Source organism: Corynebacterium sp. HMSC05C01, assembly GCF_001807155.1.
In the GTDB taxonomy this organism is placed as follows: Bacteria; Actinomycetota; Actinomycetes; order Mycobacteriales; family Mycobacteriaceae; genus Corynebacterium; species Corynebacterium coyleae.
In genome coordinates, this window is record NZ_KV787925.1 from 1 (window position 1) to 17,462 (window position 17,462).

Consider the following 17,462-nt stretch of genomic DNA (forward strand, 5'->3'; position numbering starts at 1 on the left):
GCCTAGGAACAAAACTCGGGGCACTTCACTTTTACTGTGAAGGAGTAGGTGGCCGAGCTCGTGCGCGAGGTCGAACCGGGTTTCTTCCGGGGTTCTTCTGCGTGCCAGGAAGATGAACGGTTGATCGTCCTCCCATATAGAGAACGCGTCGACAGCAAAGGCGGCGGGAGGTAGACCGATCACCGCGATACCCTTCGATTCTGCGAGATGGACAGAGTTGGGAATGGGCAGATCTCCCAACGCCCAAATGGATCGGACGTAGCGAGCGGCTTCAGCAGGGGCCATGCCAGTGAGATCCGGGATATCAGGGGAGGGGTAATTGAAATGGGAGCGGAGCCACTTCAGCAAAATTGTCGCGTTAACTCCAGAAGAAACTGCCGCAAGTTTCTGCCGCTGCGTCGCGCGGCTACCTGCGCGAAATAAGGTGCGTTCCAAGGGTGGAATGTCAACTTCCTCAGCGGTAAAGAAAGCGGGAGGAAAATCTAAAGTAGAGGCGAGATCCCCAAGTAGGGTCGCTACTCTCGACTCAGGTGGACCATCCGCTTCCCATTTCGAAAGGGTCGACGGAGATACCCCGATACGATTCGCCAGATCGGCCTTAGTCAGACCTCTTCTTAGGCGGGCGACCTGGAGGCGCGATGGGGAGATGCGCTGACGATTAGCCCCCTGTTGCTCGGGAGATACTGAAGTCAATTCCATCGTCCTTGTTGCAATAGGTCGGCTGCACGTTGGCGGAATCCTACGCGCGCTTGAAGCCCTCCCAAAATGCTTGCCACACCGTCGTTGGGCGCGAACGCAACTCCTCGTCGAGTGCATCGCGCACCGCCTGTCGCGGGTCGTTACGGTGTTCTGGGGCAGGAACGTCAGAACGCTTTTGGGGCAGGGTTCCGCGAGCTTCGCGCAGGTAAGAACAGTCTGCTGAGCTCACTGGTTACTCCCTCCGAAAAGGAGATGGTTGCGACGCCATCATAACGAAGTAGCCGAAATCGGATTTTGCCACGCGCCCGTCAGCTGGTGAAAAAGCGCTGGGCATAACACCCAGCGCTTAATGTCGTGCGGAACCGCTATACCTCGTAGCCCATCGGAGAGCCAGGGCCGAGCGGGATGCCGGCGAAGTACCAGATCATGAAGAAGATGAACCAACCCGCCAGCATGCACAGCGAGTACGGCAGGGCGAGCGACATCAGGGTGCCCACGCCGGCCTTCTTGTAGTACTTCTGCAAGAACGTCAGGGCGAGTGCGAAGTAGGGCGACATTGGGGTGATGATGTTCGACGGGGAGTCACCGATACGGAACAGCATCTGGGTGACCTCGGGGGAGACGTTGACGTACATCATCATCGGCACCACCACCGGCGCCATCAGCGCCCACTGGGCAGAGCCGGAGGTGATGAACAGGTTGATCAGCGCCACCATGATCACAAACGCGAGGAACAGCACCGCGTTCGGCAGATCCCACGCTTGCAGCAGCTCCGCGCCCTTGATCGCGGTCCAGGGGCCCAGGTTGGACCACTGGAAGTACGCCAGGAACTGGGCGACGGCGAAGAACAGCACCAAGATCGGCAGCATGGACTCCAGGCCCTTGGCCATAAACTTCGGCAGGTCCGCGGCTTCCTTGATGGTGCCTACGATCAGGCCGTAGACCAGGCCGGTGACAAAGAAGATCAGGGTGATCGGCACGGCAATCGCGCGGATTAGCGGCGACTCCATGAAGCCCTCCTCCGGACGTGCGAACGGGGAGGCCGGGACCAGCAGCAGGACGAAGTAGGCGACGAGCGCGAGCACCAGGGTCACGCCGGCCCACGCGAGGCCCTTGCGCTCCAGTGGGGTGAGTGAGAGGTCATCGTCGTCGGTCAGGTGGGAATCGTCCGGCTGGGCGGAGTCGTTGATTTGGAGTTCGTCTTCGTCGATGTGGTCGTCGTCGATAAGCGCTTGCGCCTTCTTCTCCACATAAAACTCGGTCACCGCAGTGATCACCAGCGCCAGCACAATGGCGGACGGGATGACGAAGAAGATGTTGGCAAGAGGGGAGACCTCATAGTTGGCGTCGACGAGTTGTGCCGCCGAGGTGGAAATGCCGGCGAGCAGCAAGTCCGTAATGTTCAGGATCAGCGAGGAGTTAAAGCCTGCCGACGACGCCGCGAACGCCACCATCGCACCCACCACCGGCGAGCGCCCAACCGCATGAAACGCCATCGCGCCCAACGGAATGATGATCACGTAAATCGCATCGGAGGCGATCGAACCGGTCACGCCGGCAAGCGCGACCATGAACGTCAGCATCTTGCCGCTGACCTTGTCCACCATCGCGCGCACCATCGCCGCCAGCAGACCCGTCTGCTCCGCCACGGCGACACCAAGCATCACCGCCAGGATCACACCCAGTGGCGGGAACGCGATGAAGTTCTCCACCGCATCCGTGACCATGCGCGAGATGTTCTCGCCGGTCAGCAGGCTTTCAACGTGGATCTCTTCGCCGGAGGCGGGGTCGATAGCTGACAGACCCACCTTGCTGGCGATCCATGAGGACACGACAACAACGCCGCTCAAAATGACAAACAGCCAGAACGGCTCCGGCAGCTTGTTGCCTATTCGCTCGATCCAGCCGAGGAAGCCGGTCATGCCGTCTTGCTGGTTCTGGTTCTGGTTGTCTTGTTTTTGTTCGCGCTGCTTGTCGGCGCGGGTTTCGTCGATACGCGTGGAACCGGTCATCGTAATCTCTTCCGTGCGGTGGCCAGATACATCCTTCAGCCGCGTACGCCCAAAGGTTCCAACGAGTGTACAAACCATCCGAATATGGGGGTGCAATTAAGATCGCCGGATGTGAGTACCGCCCAAGAACTACACCTCGCGCCGCGCCAGCCCCGCCGCGGTGGCGCCGTTGTGACCTCCGTCATTACCTCCGTCATCGCCGTCCTGGCTGTTGTGGGGTTGTTGCTTGCCCTGCTGCGCCCGGCCGTGTTCGGCATGGGGGAGACGCGGGTGGATTCCACCACCATCGGGGCGTCGTTCGAGGACATCGCCGAACTCTCCGTGGAGGAATACGTCTTCTCCGACGTGGGCAAGTTCGACCAGAAAGGCCTCGAGGTCCTCGGGCTGCGCGTGCCGTTTACGGGCCGCAACTTCCTTGTTACTTACGACGGCCGCGTCACCGCCGGCATCCGCGACACATCCGCCATCGATGTTTCGGTCGGCTCTGGCGCTATTGATGTCGTGCTGCCGCCCGTGGAGGTGCTCAGCGCCCACATCAACGCCGACAGCGTGCAGGTCTACGACCAAACCATGAACCCCATCAACCAAATTCGTGTCGACGACGTCACCACCTTCATCGCCGGCCAAGAGAAAGCGGCGCGCGACAAGGCCGTGTCGCAGGGCTTGTTGGACCGCGCGCGGGAGCGCACCGAACACCTCGTGCGCAGCCACATCGCCGCACTTGTGAAGGGGACCGAGCAGGAGGATTTTGACGTGCGGATTTCCTGGGCGCAGTAGCCGCTCGTGGTCTAAAGTTTCTGGCTATGCGTAAGTCTTTGGCAGTTTGCTCGCTGGTTGTTTCTGTTGTTGGTGCCGCTTCGGTGCCGGTTGCCGTTGCAGCGCCGGCCGCGCCGGGTGCTGGTTCCGGCTCCGCGGGGTCCGCGCAGTGTTCGATCGAGTACAACGCCGACCAGGTCCCGGCGCTGGCCGCGGGCGTACTTGGCGACGACCTCATCTTCTACAACGGCTCTCGCACCGACGCGCTTGCCCTGTGGGAGAAGAAGCAGACCGAGCTGCGTGCCAACATCGGCGAGAACGGCTGGGGCACACTCACCCAAATCGACGACGCCAAACTTTGGGAACCCGGCGTCACCGACACCTCAAGCGCGCTGATGCTTGACGACCTGAAGCACTCCTCGCGGGGTTTGACCGTCACCGCCGACAGCCCGTTTAGCCACTCGGAGGCCGCCTACCTTGCCAACGCCGCCTCGTACACCGCGCAGCGCTACGCGGATTGCGGCAAGGATGTGAATAGGGTCGTGCCGGTGGCGCCGTCGTCGATAAGCCTGGGCCTCGCCCCGAACCACATCGCACTGATTGTCGTGGCGCTGCTCGGCCTGCTTGGTGCTGTGGGTGCCGGCGCGGCGGGCCTGATCCCGGGAGTGACGCTGCCTGCGCTGCCGTTTTAGGTTGTTGCCCGAAGGGGTTGACAGACGAACCCAAAACGGTATACTCGCTTACATAGTTCCCCGCTATCTACGGATTGGCGGGGTTTTTAAATTCCGGGGGGATCAGATGATTAACGCGTTACCGTCGCTCATGCCAAAGCGGAGGGGGAGCAGCACTTTAAATGCTGTCGTACTTATCGACTATCAGAATGTGCACATCACAGGCTGGGAAGTCTTTTCACGCGATGACGGCGTCGGGCTTCATGAAGCGTTGCTCGACCCAGCAGCCTTTGCCAAGAGACTTATTGCAGCTCGAAACGCGGCCAACTCCACTACGCCCCCTGCGACACTCGATTCGGTGAAAGTCTTTCGAGGTTTACCAAGTTCGATTCATGATCCCGATGCCTATCGGCGAAACCAGGATCAGAAACGGAATTGGGAATCGGATGGAGTCGAGGTGACCCTACGTCCGCTCAAATATCGGTACCAGCGCGATGGCCGAGGTAAGCCGATCATGGATGTCAATGGAAAGAAGACGTTGGCGGGACCACCTGAAGAGAAAGGTGTCGATCTGATGGTGGGACTCGCTACATTGCTAGCTGCTCAGCGTCCAGATATTGATCTAGTAATTTTGGCGTCGCACGATAGTGACATGGGTCCGGTCGTAGATACCGTGCACGATTTACATGTGGCGGACCCAGTGGCAGTCGCGCGGATTGAAACAGCCAGTTGGTTCGTCCCCCGCAACGACTTTGATCCTGGCTTTCAGTCGAAGATCCAACCGGGCTTGGATGCGCAGAAGAAACGTCGGCATGTGTGGAACACGCGGATGGGAGAAGTCGACCACACCGCGAGTCTGGATGTCCGGCCGTATCGATGACTCGCCACGTAGGGTGGGGCCATGCAGCTCGAGAAGTTTTTCCAGGATTGGCCGGTTGACAATGTGGCGGGCGCGCTCGTCGGTAAGCAAGAGGCGTCGTTCGGCGACACCACGCGCATCTTCGAACTGGCCAGCGTGACCAAACTTCTCTCCGCGTACGCTGTGCTCCTCGCGGTTGAGGAAGGAGCTTTTTCGCTTGACGACGACGCCCGCCCCGAAAACGCCACCATCCGCCACCTCCTCTCGCATGCAGCCGGCGTCGGCTTCGACTCCCGCGAACCGCAAAAGGCGCCGGGGGAGCGCCGCATCTACTCGTCCGCCGGTTACGAAATCCTCGCCGACATTGTCGAGGAAACCACCGGCATCACGTTTGCCGACTATGCCCGCGAAGGCGTCTTCGAACCACTCGGCATGAACGCGACCGAGATTTACGGCTCGGCGGGCCACGGCGGGCGCTCCACCGTCGCGGACTTGTCGCGCTTCGTCGCCGAACTGCTCGAGCCGCGGTTGCTTGATCCCTCGACGGTGCGCGAGGCGTTTACGAATCAGTTCGGTGACCTGCGCGGCGTCGTCCCCGGTTATGGCATGCAAAAACCCTGCCCGTGGGGTCTCGGTTTTGAGATCAAGGGGGAGAAGTCCCCGCACTGGACCGGCAACGGCATGCCCGCCGACGCCGTCGGCCACTTCGGCATGGCCGGCACCTACCTATGGGTCGCCGGCGACCAGGCCTGCGTGGTGCTCACGGACCGCGACTTCGCAGACTGGGCCAAACCCCTCTGGCAGGAAACCAACACGGCCCTCTGGGAGGCGTTGGCGTAGGGCGCCTGCGCGCGTGCGGCGCGGGTGCGGCGCGGGTGCGGCGCGGCGGATTTGTTCATATGCAGGGCTCGATATGCGTAACTGCAGGTCAGCGACTTTTTGGAAAATCCAGCGAATTTTGACCAAAACGCTGTGACCAGGGATTACGCATATCGAGCCCTGCATATGAACGGAAAGAGGGGTAGGTGGGGTGTGCCGGGGCGCGGGTACGAGGGGCGGGCGTGTGGCGGGACGGGTACAGGCGCGGCGGGCAAGGGGCGCGGGGCCGGGTGGGTGGTCGTCGTTAAGCGATGCGTGGCGCGTGGGAGCAAGAGGGCCGTGTGCGGAAGCGGAGCTTAGGGGCAAACCCGAACTCGATTCGAGAATATTATTTACTGATTTGCACAATTTTCACCCGAATGTGGCTAGTCTCGCTTCACAAGTCATTGAGTCGAGTGAACGGAGTCACGCATGGAGAATCAGTCAACGCTTCGCATCGCGACCGATGTGGGCGGAACCTTTACTGACTTGGTGGCGTTTTCGATAGACGCTGAGTCCGGGGAACAACGTACCTTCACCGCGAAGTCGGATACCACTCCACCTCGTTTCGAGCAGGGCGTGCTCAACGTCATCGAGAAATCCGGTGTAGATCTGAAGACAGCGACGACGCTTGCACACGGCAGTACGGTGGTCATCAACGCGCTTACCGAGCGTAAGGGCGCGAAAACTGCGCTTATCACCACGGAAGGCTTCCGTGACGTCCTTGAGATCGCAAGGGGGAATAGGCCGGATTTCTTCAATCTCCACTACTCGAAGCCAGAAGTTTTCGTACCTCGAAAGCACCGTTTCGAAGTGCCTGGCCGATTGACTCCGGCGGGGGAAGAGCGCGTGCCGCTTGATCTTTCGGTACTTCCAGAGATCGTGGAAAAGCTGGAGCGAGACGGTATTGAAGCGGTCGCAATCTGTTTCCTTCACTCCTACGCAGACCCCCGGCACGAGATTGCTGCTGCGGAGGAACTCAAGCGCCTCTGGCCGACGGGAACCGTCGCGGCATCGCACCAGATCACGCGTGAGTGGCGTGAGTACGAGCGTTCGTCGACAGCCGTTTTGTCGGCATTCGTGCAGCCGACAGCAGAGAAGTACTTGACTCGCCTTGAGGAGGGTCTTGAGTCTGCAGGTTTCGACGGCAACCTTTACGTCATGCAGTCTAACGGTGGTGTGGACAAGATCAGCCATACCAAGGAAATCCCGATCACCATGGTGGAATCCGGCCCAGCAAGTGGTTTCCTCGGCGCGGCGGCGCTCGGATCCCTTGTCGGAGAACCGAATATCCTCGCGTTGGATATTGGCGGGACCACCGCGAAGTGCTCGCTGATCAAAGACGGCCTTGTGACTGTAAAGACCGATTATTGGATTGAACGCTCCAGAACCTCCGCAGGGTATCCGATTATGGTCCCGGTTATCGATCTCGTCGAGATCGGTAATGGTGGCGGGTCGATCGGGTGGGTAGACGAGTTTAAGAAGCTCCATGTCGGCCCGCAGTCCGCAGGATCGACACCCGGTCCTGCAGCGTACGGCCGTGGTGGAGAAAACGCTACAACGACTGATGCGAACCTCGCGCTCGGAAGGATCAATCCGAACTACTTCGTCGGTGGCGAACTCACCGCTGACATGGAAGCAGTGGACAAGAGTCTGACGTCGTTGGCAGAGCAACTCGATCTTACGAATGAGGAAGTAGCACGTGGAATCGTGCGAATCGCCAACAACAACATGATCAATGCGCTCAAGCTTGTTTCACTTAATCGCGGCCATGATCCACGTGACTTCACACTTGTGGCGTTCGGTGGCGGTGGTGCGATGCACGCTTGCGATCTGGCTCGAGAACTCGGTATGGGGAAGGTAATCGTTCCAACTGCTGCAGAAGTATTCAGTGCTTGGGGCATGTTGATGGGAGATCTTCGTCGTGACCTCTTTATGACGAACCTGTTCTCGCTGAACGCAGACCAAGCGGAGAAGGTTGATGCTCTCGTGTCTGCCGCAGAAGCCGAAATGTGTGAAGAGTTTGAGCAGGACGGCGTCGATCGTGCTTCAGTTTCGTTCCGCAGGTTTGCGGAGATGCGGTACGCAAACCAAGAACACTCGGTTGAGGTTGAAATCAGCAACGGATCGATTGACGCTGAAGCGGTTGAGCAGCTCATTCAGGACTTCCACGCGGAGTACGAGAAGGAATACACGTACCGGCTTGATGCGCTGGTCGAGTTCGTCGGGTTGCACCTCATCGCAATGGCGGACGTCGGCAAGCTTGCGCCGCAGGAGCTACCCACCACGGGTGCAGCAGTTACCGACGCGTCCAAGGGTAAACGCGACGTTGACTTCCTCGAGCACGGCACATGCGAGACCGACATTTACAACGCGGATCTACTAGAGCCCGGCATGCAGTTTGCAGGACCAGCAATCGTCGAATTCCGTGGAACCACTGCTGTAGTTCCGCCGCGTTGCTCGGTCGAAGTGGATAGCTACGGAAATCTTCACGTCGAAATCGAGCAGGAGGAGAACACCAATGCCTAAGACAGACCCGTTCACGCTGGAGATCATTCAAAGCAGCCTGCAAGCTATTGCCGACGAAATGTTCGTCGCGATGCAGAAAACTGCCATGAGCCCGATCATCTATGAAGTGCTCGACATGGGCACCGGCATCACTGATCGCTCTGGTCAACTGGCATCGTCAGGCGCCGGCATCCCTGCATTCATCGGAGTGCTGGATAAGGCGGTCCAGCGAATCTTGGAAATCAACGGTGAAGATGACCTGCAAGAGGGCGACATCTTTGTGACGAACGACCCCTTCTATGGCGGAGTCACGCACCTGAATGACGTCGTTCTTGCAATGCCTGTATTCGCGGACGGCCGTCTCATCGCATGGACCGCCAGCATTGCGCACTGGCCAGACCTGTCGGGAATGACTCCTGGCGGCGTCTCTGCAGTTGCCACCGAGATTTTCCAAGAAGGAATCCGTCTCCCGGCCGTCAAGCTCTTCTCCGCTGGAGAGCCAATTACGCCACTGCTGAAAGTGATCGAGGTTAATTCGCGTCTCCCAGAGACCCTGCTGGGAGATCTGTGGTCGGCAGTCGCAGCGGTGCGAATTGGCGCAAACCGTATTGAAACCCTTGCGTTGAAGTACGGGGTGGACACGTTCGAGGTCGCGCTCGATGAGTTCATGGAGCACGGCGAGCGAATTGCGCGAAAGGGACTGTCCGAACTTCCTAAGGGCAGGTTTGAGCTTGAGGAAGAACAGGACAGCGGTGAGGTTTACCGCGTTGCAATCGAGATTACCGACGATCGTTTCGTCGTTGACCTGCGGGATAACCCAGATCAGGATTCTGGTCCGAACAATTGCAACGTCGATGGTTGCATGGTTGCCACCCAGATGATCTTCAAATCGCTTACTGACCCTTACGGGCCAGCAAATGCAGGCAGCTTCCGCCCTATCGAACTGCTGACAACTCCGGGAACCGTTTTCGATGCGCAGGAACCTGCTGCATTCTCCATCTATTACGAGGTGGAGGTTCGGCTTTTCGACCTCATCTGGCGTTGCCTCGCCCCAGCCGTAGAAGGGCAGCTGCCCGCGGGACACTTCGCCAGCATCTGTGGCACGTTCATCGGTGGCGTGCACCCAGACACTGGCAAACACTTCACAATCGTTGAGCCCCAAATTGGTGGATGGGGTGGCAGTGCGAAAGCCGACGGTAACTCCGCGATCTTCTCCGGATTCCACGGTGAGACGTACAACTGCCCTGCAGAAATCGCGGAGCTGCGTTATGGGCTGTACGTGAATCAGCTCCGCCTTAACGATGCGCCTGGTGGCGAAGGCCAATTCAGAGGAGGAAAGGGCATCGTTCTGGACTACGAAGTGCGTGGAGATAACTGCTTCGTGACTGCTGCCTACACCCGGTCGATCAACAAGCCTTGGGCTCTGAACGGCGGGCGCGAAGGGTCAAGCAACCTAATTGAGATCATTCGGGCAAATGGTGAACGGATCCGTGGCGCTGTCGTTTCAAACGAAGTAGTCAACCAGGGTGATGTCATCCGAATTCGCACAGGCAATGGCGCCGGTTACGGCGACCCACGGAAACGTGAGCATTCCGCCGTCGAAGAAGACATTGCAAACGGTTTCATCTCGGCGGAGGATGCAGCGGAAATCTACGGGTACACCGCTGCCGAAGCACAAGGCTAGGTGCGAATAATGACTACGAAAGATGAAGGAACTGCCTTCTCAAACGACAATCCATTGAGCCCGGTTCCGTTAGAACAACGGCAGAAGTGGATCACCCCGGCCATCATTTTCGGTGGTTTGGAATTTACGATTCCAGTCTTAATGGTTGGCGCAACTCTGGCTGCTTCTTTCAGCCTGGGATCAGTTATTTGGATCGTTCTGCTGGCTCTGCTTCTCTTCCAATGGCCAGGCAATGCGATTAGTGGGTACATAGGTGCGAAAACCGGTCTGCCATCGACAGTGATCGCAAAGAACAGTTTTGGAGTGGCCCAAGCAAAACTGATCGCCGCAGGCACCATCTTCATCTCGTCTCTGGGTTGGTGGGCGTTGCAAACGGCTGTGGCGGGCAACGCATTTGCGGCGATGCTCGGAATCGACCCTGATACTCAATGGGGAATGTGGGCACTCATCACAGCAGTTGCTGGGCTGACCTTCGCAATCCCATCGATTATCGGCTATTCGAGTATGAAGTGGACCGATTACATTGCGGTGCCAGCCGGTCTGCTACTCATCGTGGCTGGCATCTACTTCGCCGTACAAAACTCCAGCTGGGAGGAAATTAAGGCCTGGAATCCAGAACCGACAATGACTGTCGTTGCCGCGTTAAGCCTCGTTATTGGCGTGAATGCTTCTCAGTGGGTAATCAGCGCTGATTACACCCGCTACGCCAAGCCTTTGTGGAAAGACAATGTTCTTATTCCGTGGGGCATCATCGGAGTAGGAATTCCGCTTTTTGTCGTTGGTGCGTTCATGGCTGTAGGCATCGGGGAAGCAGACATCGTTGCTGTGATGGTTGAACTCGGTTTCCCCTTCTGGGGCTTTCTGATTCTCTGGCTAGCCACCTGGACAAGCCAGCTCGTGAACAACTATTCAATGGGCCTCGCTCTTTCGAACCTGATGAATGTTGACTCCAGCCGAGGCAGGCAGTGGCTGACTCTCGTAGGAACACTTATCGGTATTGCTCTCGCTCTAGCAGGGTTCCTGGACTACTTCACTGACTTCCTTTACCTCACATCGTTGGTTTACCCCGCGATCGCCGCAATCGTGACCATTGACTTCTTCTTCATCCGCAAGCAGCAGTGGGAGGAAATCCCGGGTTGGAACTGGGTTGCTACTGTGGCGACACTAATCGGCATCGGAGTTGGCTATTACACCCAATACGCAAATCCGATAGGGATCCCTGCACTGCAGTCCCTGTTCGCAGCGGGAATCGTCTACTACATCGGCATGGTCCTTCAGTCGAAGACGAAACCGGGAAAGTTTTCGGTGCTGCCCGCTAACTAGGTTTTCCTGCCACCAGATTCGAGTTCGGGTTTGCTCCTAAGCTGCAATTTCGTTAAGTCGCACCTGAGTCTGAAGGGTGGAGCGGAGCTCCGGTTCGTGTCTGGCGTTGGGCTGAATTCGTTCATATGCAGGTCTCGATATGCGTAACTGCAGGTCAGCGACTTTTTGGAAAATCCAGCGAATTTTGACCAAAACGCTGTGACCAGGGATTACGCATATCGAGCCCTGCATATGAACGGAAAGACGCTGCTTGAGGGGCGCTCGCAATGCTCGGCGACGCACCGGAACCGAGGCGGGCGGTGCGCGGAGGGCTGTTTTACACTGCACGCATGACTATGACGAACACCTCGCTACCAGCAGCGGGGCAGAAGCTTCCGACCAATCAGGTCGTGCCCCTGATGACAGCGCTGCTGGTGGCTGTCTTCGCATTCCAACTCAACGCGTCCATGCTGTCGCCGGCGCTGGCGACCATGGAGGTCGAACTTGACGCGACCACCGCGCAGATCGGCATGACGCAGACGGCGTTCTTCACCGCCGCGGCTGTGTTTGCGCTGTTTATGCCGCGTTGGGGTGACTTGATTGGGCGTCGCAAGGTGTTGGTGACCATGATGGCGGTCACGGTGATCGGCTCGGTCGTGGCGGCGCTGGCCATGAACGTGACCATGCTGTTCATCGGCCGCGTCATCCAGGGGGTGTCCGGCCCGACGGTCGCGCTGACGTCGGTCATGCTGCGCCAGGCTGTGCGTGAGGAGAAGCAGTTCGCGTTCCTGGTGGGCATTCTGACCTCGGTCAACGGCGGCATCGCGGGTGTGGACGCGCTGCTGGGCGGCTGGCTTACCGACGCCTTCGGCTTCCGCTCCCTCTTCTGGGTCATCGGCGCCTCCGCACTCATCGCCGTGTTCGCTGTGCAGTTCGGTGTGCCGGAGACCAAGTCGAATGAGTTGCAGCCGATGGACTGGAAGGGTGTTGTCGGCCTGGTCATCGGTGCGGCTGCGATCCTGACCGCGCTGAACATGGCCGGCGAGCTCGCCGCCGCCAACTGGGTCATGGTCTTCATCCTGCTGGCCATCGGCGCGGCGTCGCTGGTGTGGTTCTGGCGCACCGAGAAGTCCACCCCGCACCCGCTGATGTCCACCGAACTGCTCACCCAGCGCCGCACCTGGGCGCTGCTGCTGACCACCACCCTGACCATGACTGGTGTGTTCGCCGTCATGAACGGCCTGGTGCCCAACCTCGCGCAGGACGCTGAGGCCGGCCCGGGTATGTCCGCCGGTGTCGTGTCCTGGTGGACGCTCACCCCGTACGCGCTTGCCGGCCTGGTCATGGGTCCCATCGCCGGTTGGCTTGCCGGCCGCGTGGGCTACAAGATCATCCTGCAGATCGGTATCGCGGGTGCGGCGTTGTCGGTGCTGTTCGGTGTGGTGGTCGTCGGCAATGCGACGCCCGCGCTGCTGCTGGCCATGTCGATCCTCGCCGGCATCACCTACGCGGGCATGGGCAACATCATGCTCGGCTCGCTTGGCGTCGTGCTTGCACCGAAGCACAACCAGGGCTACCTGCCGGGACTCAACGGCGGCGCGTTCAACCTGGGTGCGGGCCTGTCGTTCACGATCATTTTTGCCGTGTTCACCGCCACGGGCGGCAGCTACCACTCGGGCATGATCACGGGCGCGGTCCTGCTCGGCTGCGCGTTCGCCGCGTCGTTCCTCATCCCGAAGCCGGAAACCATCCCGGACACGCTCGCAGCAGAGGACGTGGCTGCCCGTGCGTAAGATCATCATCGACTGCGACCCAGGCCACGACGATGCCGTCGCCATCCTGCTCGCTCTTGGCAATCCAGACATTGAGCTCCTTGGCTTAACGACGATCGGCGGCAACCACACCATCGATAAAGTCACCCACAACGCACTCCAAGTGCTGACCATCGCCGGGGCCACCGACGTGCCGGTCTACCGGGGAGCGACGCGCCCGCTTATCAACGAGGTCGTCACCGCCGAGGACATCCACGGCGACACCGGCATGGAAATCCACGGCTACGACCTGCCCGAACCAGAGGTTGGGGTGGAGGATGAGCATGCGGTGCGGTGGATCGTCGATACGCTGATGCGCGAAGAACCCGGCACCGTGACGTTGGTTCCGACCGGACCGCTGACCAACATCGCGCTGGCCGTGCGCATGGAGCCGCGGATCGTCTCGCGCGTGCGCGAAGTCGTGCTCATGGGCGGGGCGTACGGCACCGGTAACTGGACCGCGTCCGCCGAGTTCAACACGTGGGTGGACCCGGAGGCCGCCGCGATCGTCTTCGGCGAGGACTGGCCGGTGGTCATGGTCGGCCTGGACCTTACCCACCAGGCGCTGGCGACGCCGGAGGTGGAGTCGCGCTTCGCTGCGCTAGGCACCTCCGCCGGCGACTTCTGCGTCGGACTCATCGACGCCTTCCGCCGCAACTACAAAGACGCCCAAGGCTTCGACAACCCACCAGTTCACGACCCCTGCGCCGTCGCCTACGTCATCGACCCCTCCGTCGTCGAGACCGTGGCCGTGCCCCTGTCCGTGGAACTGACGGGTGCGCTGACCCGCGGACGGACCGTGGCGGACTTCCGCGTGCTGGACCCGTCCGATTGCAACACGTCCGTGGCCACGCGCCTGGACGTGGAGCGCTTCTGGGACCTCGTCATCGACGCAGTCCAGCGCCTGGGGTAGAGGCGGGGCGCTTCGGGCGCAGGCCTGCCCCGTCTTCTCGGCCAAACGGCACATTTCGCTGATTTTGGGGATGCGCGGTGTTGGATGTGCCGTTTAGCTTTGCGACGCCACCTTCCCGACCCCACCCAACACATGGTGAGAACGTAACGGTGAGGACGGCAAAATATCGGCATCTTCACCGTTGTATTCTCACCATGTGTGTGTCCGAGCGTGTCTGGCGGTACCGGCAACCACGCCAAACCGGCGACACCTACGCACACGTCCCACACCGTCATCACCGGCGCCCGGGACCGAACGCCGGGAATTACAGGAGTAAACCACTACGATGACGCGCATGTACTTCGACAACGTGTTCACCGCCGTGGGGTTCTCGTTTGCCCTGATGGACCTTATTGGGGTGTTTTTGAATGCGCTGATGGGTGGGCTCGTCGCTAGGCGATTGCGCTTTGACGCCGTCGGTTTCATGCTGATTTCCATCATTTCGGGCATGGCGGGCGGCATGATCCGCGACGCCCTGATCGGTGCCACGCCCGCGTCGGCGTTGCAAAACCCCTGGTACATCGGCACGGCGTTGGTGGGGTCGCTGTTTGCGTTTCTGATCCCGCTGTCGGGGCTGACGTGGGAGTTGTTCCGTTTCCACGGCGACATGATCATCGTTGGCGTGTGGGCGGTGACGGGCACGGTGACGGCGATGCGTGCCGACATCACGTGGTTCGGCTGCATCCTCATGGGCGTGCTCACCGCGACCGGCGGCATGGTGATTCGCGAGATGATGATTGGCCAGATCCCGTCCATACTTATCGACCGCCAGTGGTACGTCGTGCCGGCGATTGTGGCGTCGATTAGCGTGCAACTGTTTTACGACCTCAACCTGCAATCCATCGGTCTCGCGGTGTCCGCCCTGATCGGTTTCGGCCTCGGCGTGGCGGCGTACTGGTTCGGCTGGCACGTGCCGGGCATCGAGGCGCTGGCGAATGTCGACGATTTCTTCACCCGGATCAAACACCGCGTCGGCGGCCGCCTCCCACGCACGCCCAACGCGCTGCGCCAGCGTGCCGAGCGCGCGCAACGCCCCGGCATGCTCGTGCACGCGCCGACGCGCAAGGATATTCACGACATTCTGGGCAATCGTATCGACGACCGCCGCAACGTCACCCACGAAGAATTCCTCGACGCCCTCTACCGCGCCTACATCGACCCGACCGGCCCGGGTGGTGCGGGAGGCTCGGGCTCTGGTGTGGGCGGCGCGGGCGACCGGAAGAAGTAACCACCCGTATGAAACCATAGGCGGGTGCTTCTCCTTATTGCGCTCGCTGTCGGCGGGCTGATCCCGATCCAAACCGCGGCCAACTCGCGCCTGCGCCTGAGCGTGGGCAACTATCCGGTTGTGTCGGCGCTGATTTCGTTTTCGGTGGCGTTGCTTGTGGCTATCGTGGCGACCACCATTCTGCAGGGCAACCCGTTGCCGCAGTTCGCGCCGGGTACGTCCGCGCCGTGGTGGACGTGGCTCGGCGGTGTGATGGGTGTGTGCTTCGTCCTCGGCAACATTCTGCTGTTTCCACGCCTTGGCGCGGTGCAGACGGTGGTGTTGCCGATCCTTGGCCAGGTGGTGATGGGCCTGCTCATCGACTGGTTTGGGTTGTTCGGAGCACCGCGTATTAGCGTCACCCCGCCCCGCATCGCCGGCGCCATCGTCGTGTTCGTCGGCATCGTGGTGGTGCTGAGGGCAGGCAAATCAGAGAAGGGCGCGGCTGCTGCCGCAGCATCTGGCGACGCCACCGGCCTCGAACTCTGGCTCTTCCGCGCGCTCGGCGTCCTGGTCGGCGTCGGCTCCGCGGTGCAGACGGCGGTGAACGGATACTTAGGGACGATCGCCGGCTCCTCCCTCCACGCCGGCGAAATCAATCTCTCCGTTGGCGTGGTGCTGCTTTTGATCGCCGCGCTGGTCACCTCACCGAAGCAGTTCACCCGCAAGCCGACGCCGGGCCCGGCTTGGATGTGGCTCGGCGGCCTCGTCGGCGCTACCTTTGTGATCTCCGGCGCGACCCTGTCGCCACTACTCGGCACTGCCACCACCGTGATCGCTTTCAACGCCGGCACCATCGCCGCCGGGCAAGCTCTCGAGGCTCGCGGTGCCTTCGGTGCCCGCAAGAACCCGCTCACCGCCACGCGCCTCGTCGGCCTCGTGGTGATTTTCCTCGGCGTGCTGGCAGTGCGACTGTTGTAGGTTCGGATCCACCCAGCCGATCGGCGAGTAATCTTGAAGTCTAGCTAAACGTGCCTCCTGTGATGCGATGTCACTGCTTAACTTGTCTATAGTTTTTTGCAGAATGATTCTGGATCCAAGATCGATTCCCCGCGGACGACGCTTTCGATCCAGCCGTTTGGTTCGTGGTCGCTTAGGTGAGTCATGTTCAGTTGGGTTGTTTTCAGTGACTGCTGCGAGGATTTCCTGCAGTAGATCCGTGATGGTCTTTGCGAACTCTTTGTTAGTCATGTCGACTTCTTTCTCGTCTCCGTTTGTTTTCCGTTCACCGGTGGGCGATGTTGCGTCACTATGGTTCGATGCCGGTGTTTTTGTGTCGTCGAGTTTCTCCTTTTGGCCTAAGTCGTTCGACTCGGCGGTGCTATCGGCTACGTCGTTCCAGATCTCGTTGATGTAAGCACGTTGGTGCCCATAAAGTATCGACCGACCGACAATGGCGATTATTTGCAGAACGAACGCAGCGGCTCCTGCTGTCAGGGTTAGAAGCAGAAGGTAAATCGCGCTAAAAAACAGGAAGATGCTTGCCGTGAATCTCGTTTCGAAACTGGATGCCAGATATCCACGGGAAACATGAAGGCGTTTCAGGAGATAAATTGCGAACTCGAGCGCAGCCCACGAGATAGCCGCAAGGACGAATACCGGCAGAAAATGGTCGGAATAACGAGGGTCTAGGCCTACCCAGTACTCAACCGACTGAATAAGCTTCCGTGGAACGAAGCTATTTAGCAAAACGCAGCCGGCTGATACCAGCGCCGGAATGATGAACAGCGGGATCGTTAGTAGAAAAGCGTCTTTCCACTTGCTTGGGGTCTTCCTGAGCGGAAACCTACCGGGAAGAATGATTTCTATTATCCGTCGGTCTGCCAAGCCTCTCGCGATTTGTTTTTGTCGTTGCAGTGTAGAACTCAGCGCTCGAAGTTCTCTCTTGAAGCCCCGATCTGTAAGGCGAAGGCTGTCTTTAGCAGCCCAACAAACGCCTACAACCAGGCATGTAGTGAGGGTGAGCAGGATGAGATTCGGCGAAAGTATTGGGAGTAGTAGTTCCCATTCGGAACCGATTTGAGATGGCGTTTCTGGTGGCGTTCCGGGTTGATTGGCCTGTGTCAAATTTTGTGGACGGGTA

14 protein-coding genes and 1 pseudogene are annotated in these 17,462 nt (G+C 59.6%); 11 read left to right on the plus strand and 4 right to left on the minus strand.

Annotated elements, in window-relative coordinates:
- The 4 genes and pseudogenes from HMPREF3145_RS11960 to HMPREF3145_RS00010 all read right to left on the minus strand — a co-directional run.
- Positions 1-435 (minus strand): ImmA/IrrE family metallo-endopeptidase (locus HMPREF3145_RS11960; protein WP_246817431.1); only part of this gene is annotated, 435 nt, incomplete at its 3' end.
- Between the two features lie 105 nt (positions 436-540).
- Positions 541-816, minus strand: a pseudogene (locus tag HMPREF3145_RS12125) (helix-turn-helix transcriptional regulator); the annotation flags it as partial.
- Positions 740-928, minus strand: a complete 189-nt coding sequence (locus tag HMPREF3145_RS11730; RefSeq protein WP_168162432.1) for a hypothetical protein — start codon at positions 926-928, stop codon at positions 740-742. The gene HMPREF3145_RS11730 and the pseudogene HMPREF3145_RS12125, both read right to left, overlap by 77 nt.
- A gap of 136 nt (positions 929-1,064) precedes the next feature.
- On the minus strand, positions 1,065-2,711 hold the full coding sequence (locus HMPREF3145_RS00010) for an AbgT family transporter (RefSeq protein WP_083279282.1): 1,647 nt from the start codon (positions 2,709-2,711) through the stop codon (positions 1,065-1,067).
- Positions 2,712-2,822: 111 nt separating this feature from the next.
- Between HMPREF3145_RS00010 and HMPREF3145_RS00015 the strand changes: the two genes are divergently transcribed.
- From HMPREF3145_RS00015 to HMPREF3145_RS00065, 11 genes are all read left to right on the plus strand, one after another.
- Positions 2,823-3,488 (plus strand): DUF4230 domain-containing protein, encoded by a 666-nt coding sequence (locus tag HMPREF3145_RS00015; RefSeq protein WP_246817434.1) that lies wholly within the window; start codon positions 2,823-2,825, stop codon positions 3,486-3,488.
- Positions 3,489-3,514: 26 nt separating this feature from the next.
- Positions 3,515-4,159, plus strand: a complete 645-nt coding sequence (locus HMPREF3145_RS00020; protein ID WP_070421229.1) for a hypothetical protein — start codon at positions 3,515-3,517, stop codon at positions 4,157-4,159.
- Positions 4,160-4,265: 106 nt separating this feature from the next.
- Positions 4,266-5,018, plus strand: coding sequence for an NYN domain-containing protein (locus HMPREF3145_RS00025; RefSeq protein ID WP_083279284.1), 753 nt, complete (start codon positions 4,266-4,268; stop codon positions 5,016-5,018).
- Between the two features lie 21 nt (positions 5,019-5,039).
- The gene (locus HMPREF3145_RS00030) at positions 5,040-5,837 is read left to right on the plus strand and encodes a serine hydrolase domain-containing protein (RefSeq protein ID WP_070421230.1); all 798 of its coding nucleotides are present in this window, start codon (positions 5,040-5,042) and stop codon (positions 5,835-5,837) included.
- Positions 5,838-6,287: 450 nt separating this feature from the next.
- Positions 6,288-8,384, plus strand: a complete 2,097-nt coding sequence (locus tag HMPREF3145_RS00035; RefSeq protein WP_070421231.1) for a hydantoinase/oxoprolinase family protein — start codon at positions 6,288-6,290, stop codon at positions 8,382-8,384.
- Positions 8,377-10,047: a hydantoinase B/oxoprolinase family protein gene (locus tag HMPREF3145_RS00040; protein WP_070421232.1), complete on the plus strand. Its 1,671-nt coding sequence runs from the start codon at positions 8,377-8,379 to the stop codon at positions 10,045-10,047. The genes HMPREF3145_RS00035 and HMPREF3145_RS00040 overlap by 8 nt, the downstream gene beginning before the upstream one ends.
- Before the next feature lie 9 nt (positions 10,048-10,056).
- Positions 10,057-11,370, plus strand: a complete 1,314-nt coding sequence (locus HMPREF3145_RS00045) for a purine-cytosine permease family protein (protein WP_070421233.1) — start codon at positions 10,057-10,059, stop codon at positions 11,368-11,370.
- Between the two features lie 329 nt (positions 11,371-11,699).
- A complete protein-coding gene (locus tag HMPREF3145_RS00050; RefSeq protein ID WP_371325684.1) occupies positions 11,700-13,142 on the plus strand; it encodes a uridine transporter UriT in 1,443 nt (480 codons plus the stop codon).
- Positions 13,135-14,073 (plus strand): uridine-preferring nucleoside hydrolase UriH, encoded by a 939-nt coding sequence (locus tag HMPREF3145_RS00055; RefSeq protein ID WP_070421234.1) that lies wholly within the window; start codon positions 13,135-13,137, stop codon positions 14,071-14,073. Before HMPREF3145_RS00050 ends, HMPREF3145_RS00055 begins: the two co-directional genes overlap by 8 nt.
- A 334-nt stretch (positions 14,074-14,407) precedes the next feature.
- Positions 14,408-15,340, plus strand: coding sequence for a trimeric intracellular cation channel family protein (locus HMPREF3145_RS00060; protein WP_210384114.1), 933 nt, complete (start codon positions 14,408-14,410; stop codon positions 15,338-15,340).
- A 24-nt stretch (positions 15,341-15,364) separates the two neighbouring features.
- The gene (locus HMPREF3145_RS00065; RefSeq protein ID WP_070421236.1) at positions 15,365-16,300 is read left to right on the plus strand and encodes a DMT family transporter; all 936 of its coding nucleotides are present in this window, start codon (positions 15,365-15,367) and stop codon (positions 16,298-16,300) included.
- Positions 16,301-17,462: the final 1,162 nt, after the last annotated feature.

What these genes read in the sequence shown, in the direction of transcription:
- HMPREF3145_RS00060 (WP_210384114.1), top strand. Translation starts at nt 14,408, where the DNA reads ATGTACTTCGACAACGTGTTCACCGCCGTGGGGTTCTCGTTTGCCCTG.
- HMPREF3145_RS00020 (WP_070421229.1), top strand. Translation starts at nt 3,515, where the DNA reads ATGCGTAAGTCTTTGGCAGTTTGCTCGCTGGTTGTTTCTGTTGTTGGT.
- HMPREF3145_RS00050 (WP_371325684.1), top strand. Translation starts at nt 11,700, where the DNA reads ATGACTATGACGAACACCTCGCTACCAGCAGCGGGGCAGAAGCTTCCG.
- HMPREF3145_RS00045 (WP_070421233.1), top strand. Translation starts at nt 10,057, where the DNA reads ATGACTACGAAAGATGAAGGAACTGCCTTCTCAAACGACAATCCATTG.
- HMPREF3145_RS00025 (WP_083279284.1), top strand. Translation starts at nt 4,266, where the DNA reads ATGATTAACGCGTTACCGTCGCTCATGCCAAAGCGGAGGGGGAGCAGC.
- HMPREF3145_RS00040 (WP_070421232.1), top strand. Translation starts at nt 8,377, where the DNA reads ATGCCTAAGACAGACCCGTTCACGCTGGAGATCATTCAAAGCAGCCTG.
- HMPREF3145_RS00030 (WP_070421230.1), top strand. Translation starts at nt 5,040, where the DNA reads ATGCAGCTCGAGAAGTTTTTCCAGGATTGGCCGGTTGACAATGTGGCG.
- HMPREF3145_RS00035 (WP_070421231.1), top strand. Translation starts at nt 6,288, where the DNA reads ATGGAGAATCAGTCAACGCTTCGCATCGCGACCGATGTGGGCGGAACC.
- HMPREF3145_RS00010 (WP_083279282.1), bottom strand. Translation starts at nt 2,711, where the DNA reads ATGACCGGTTCCACGCGTATCGACGAAACCCGCGCCGACAAGCAGCGC.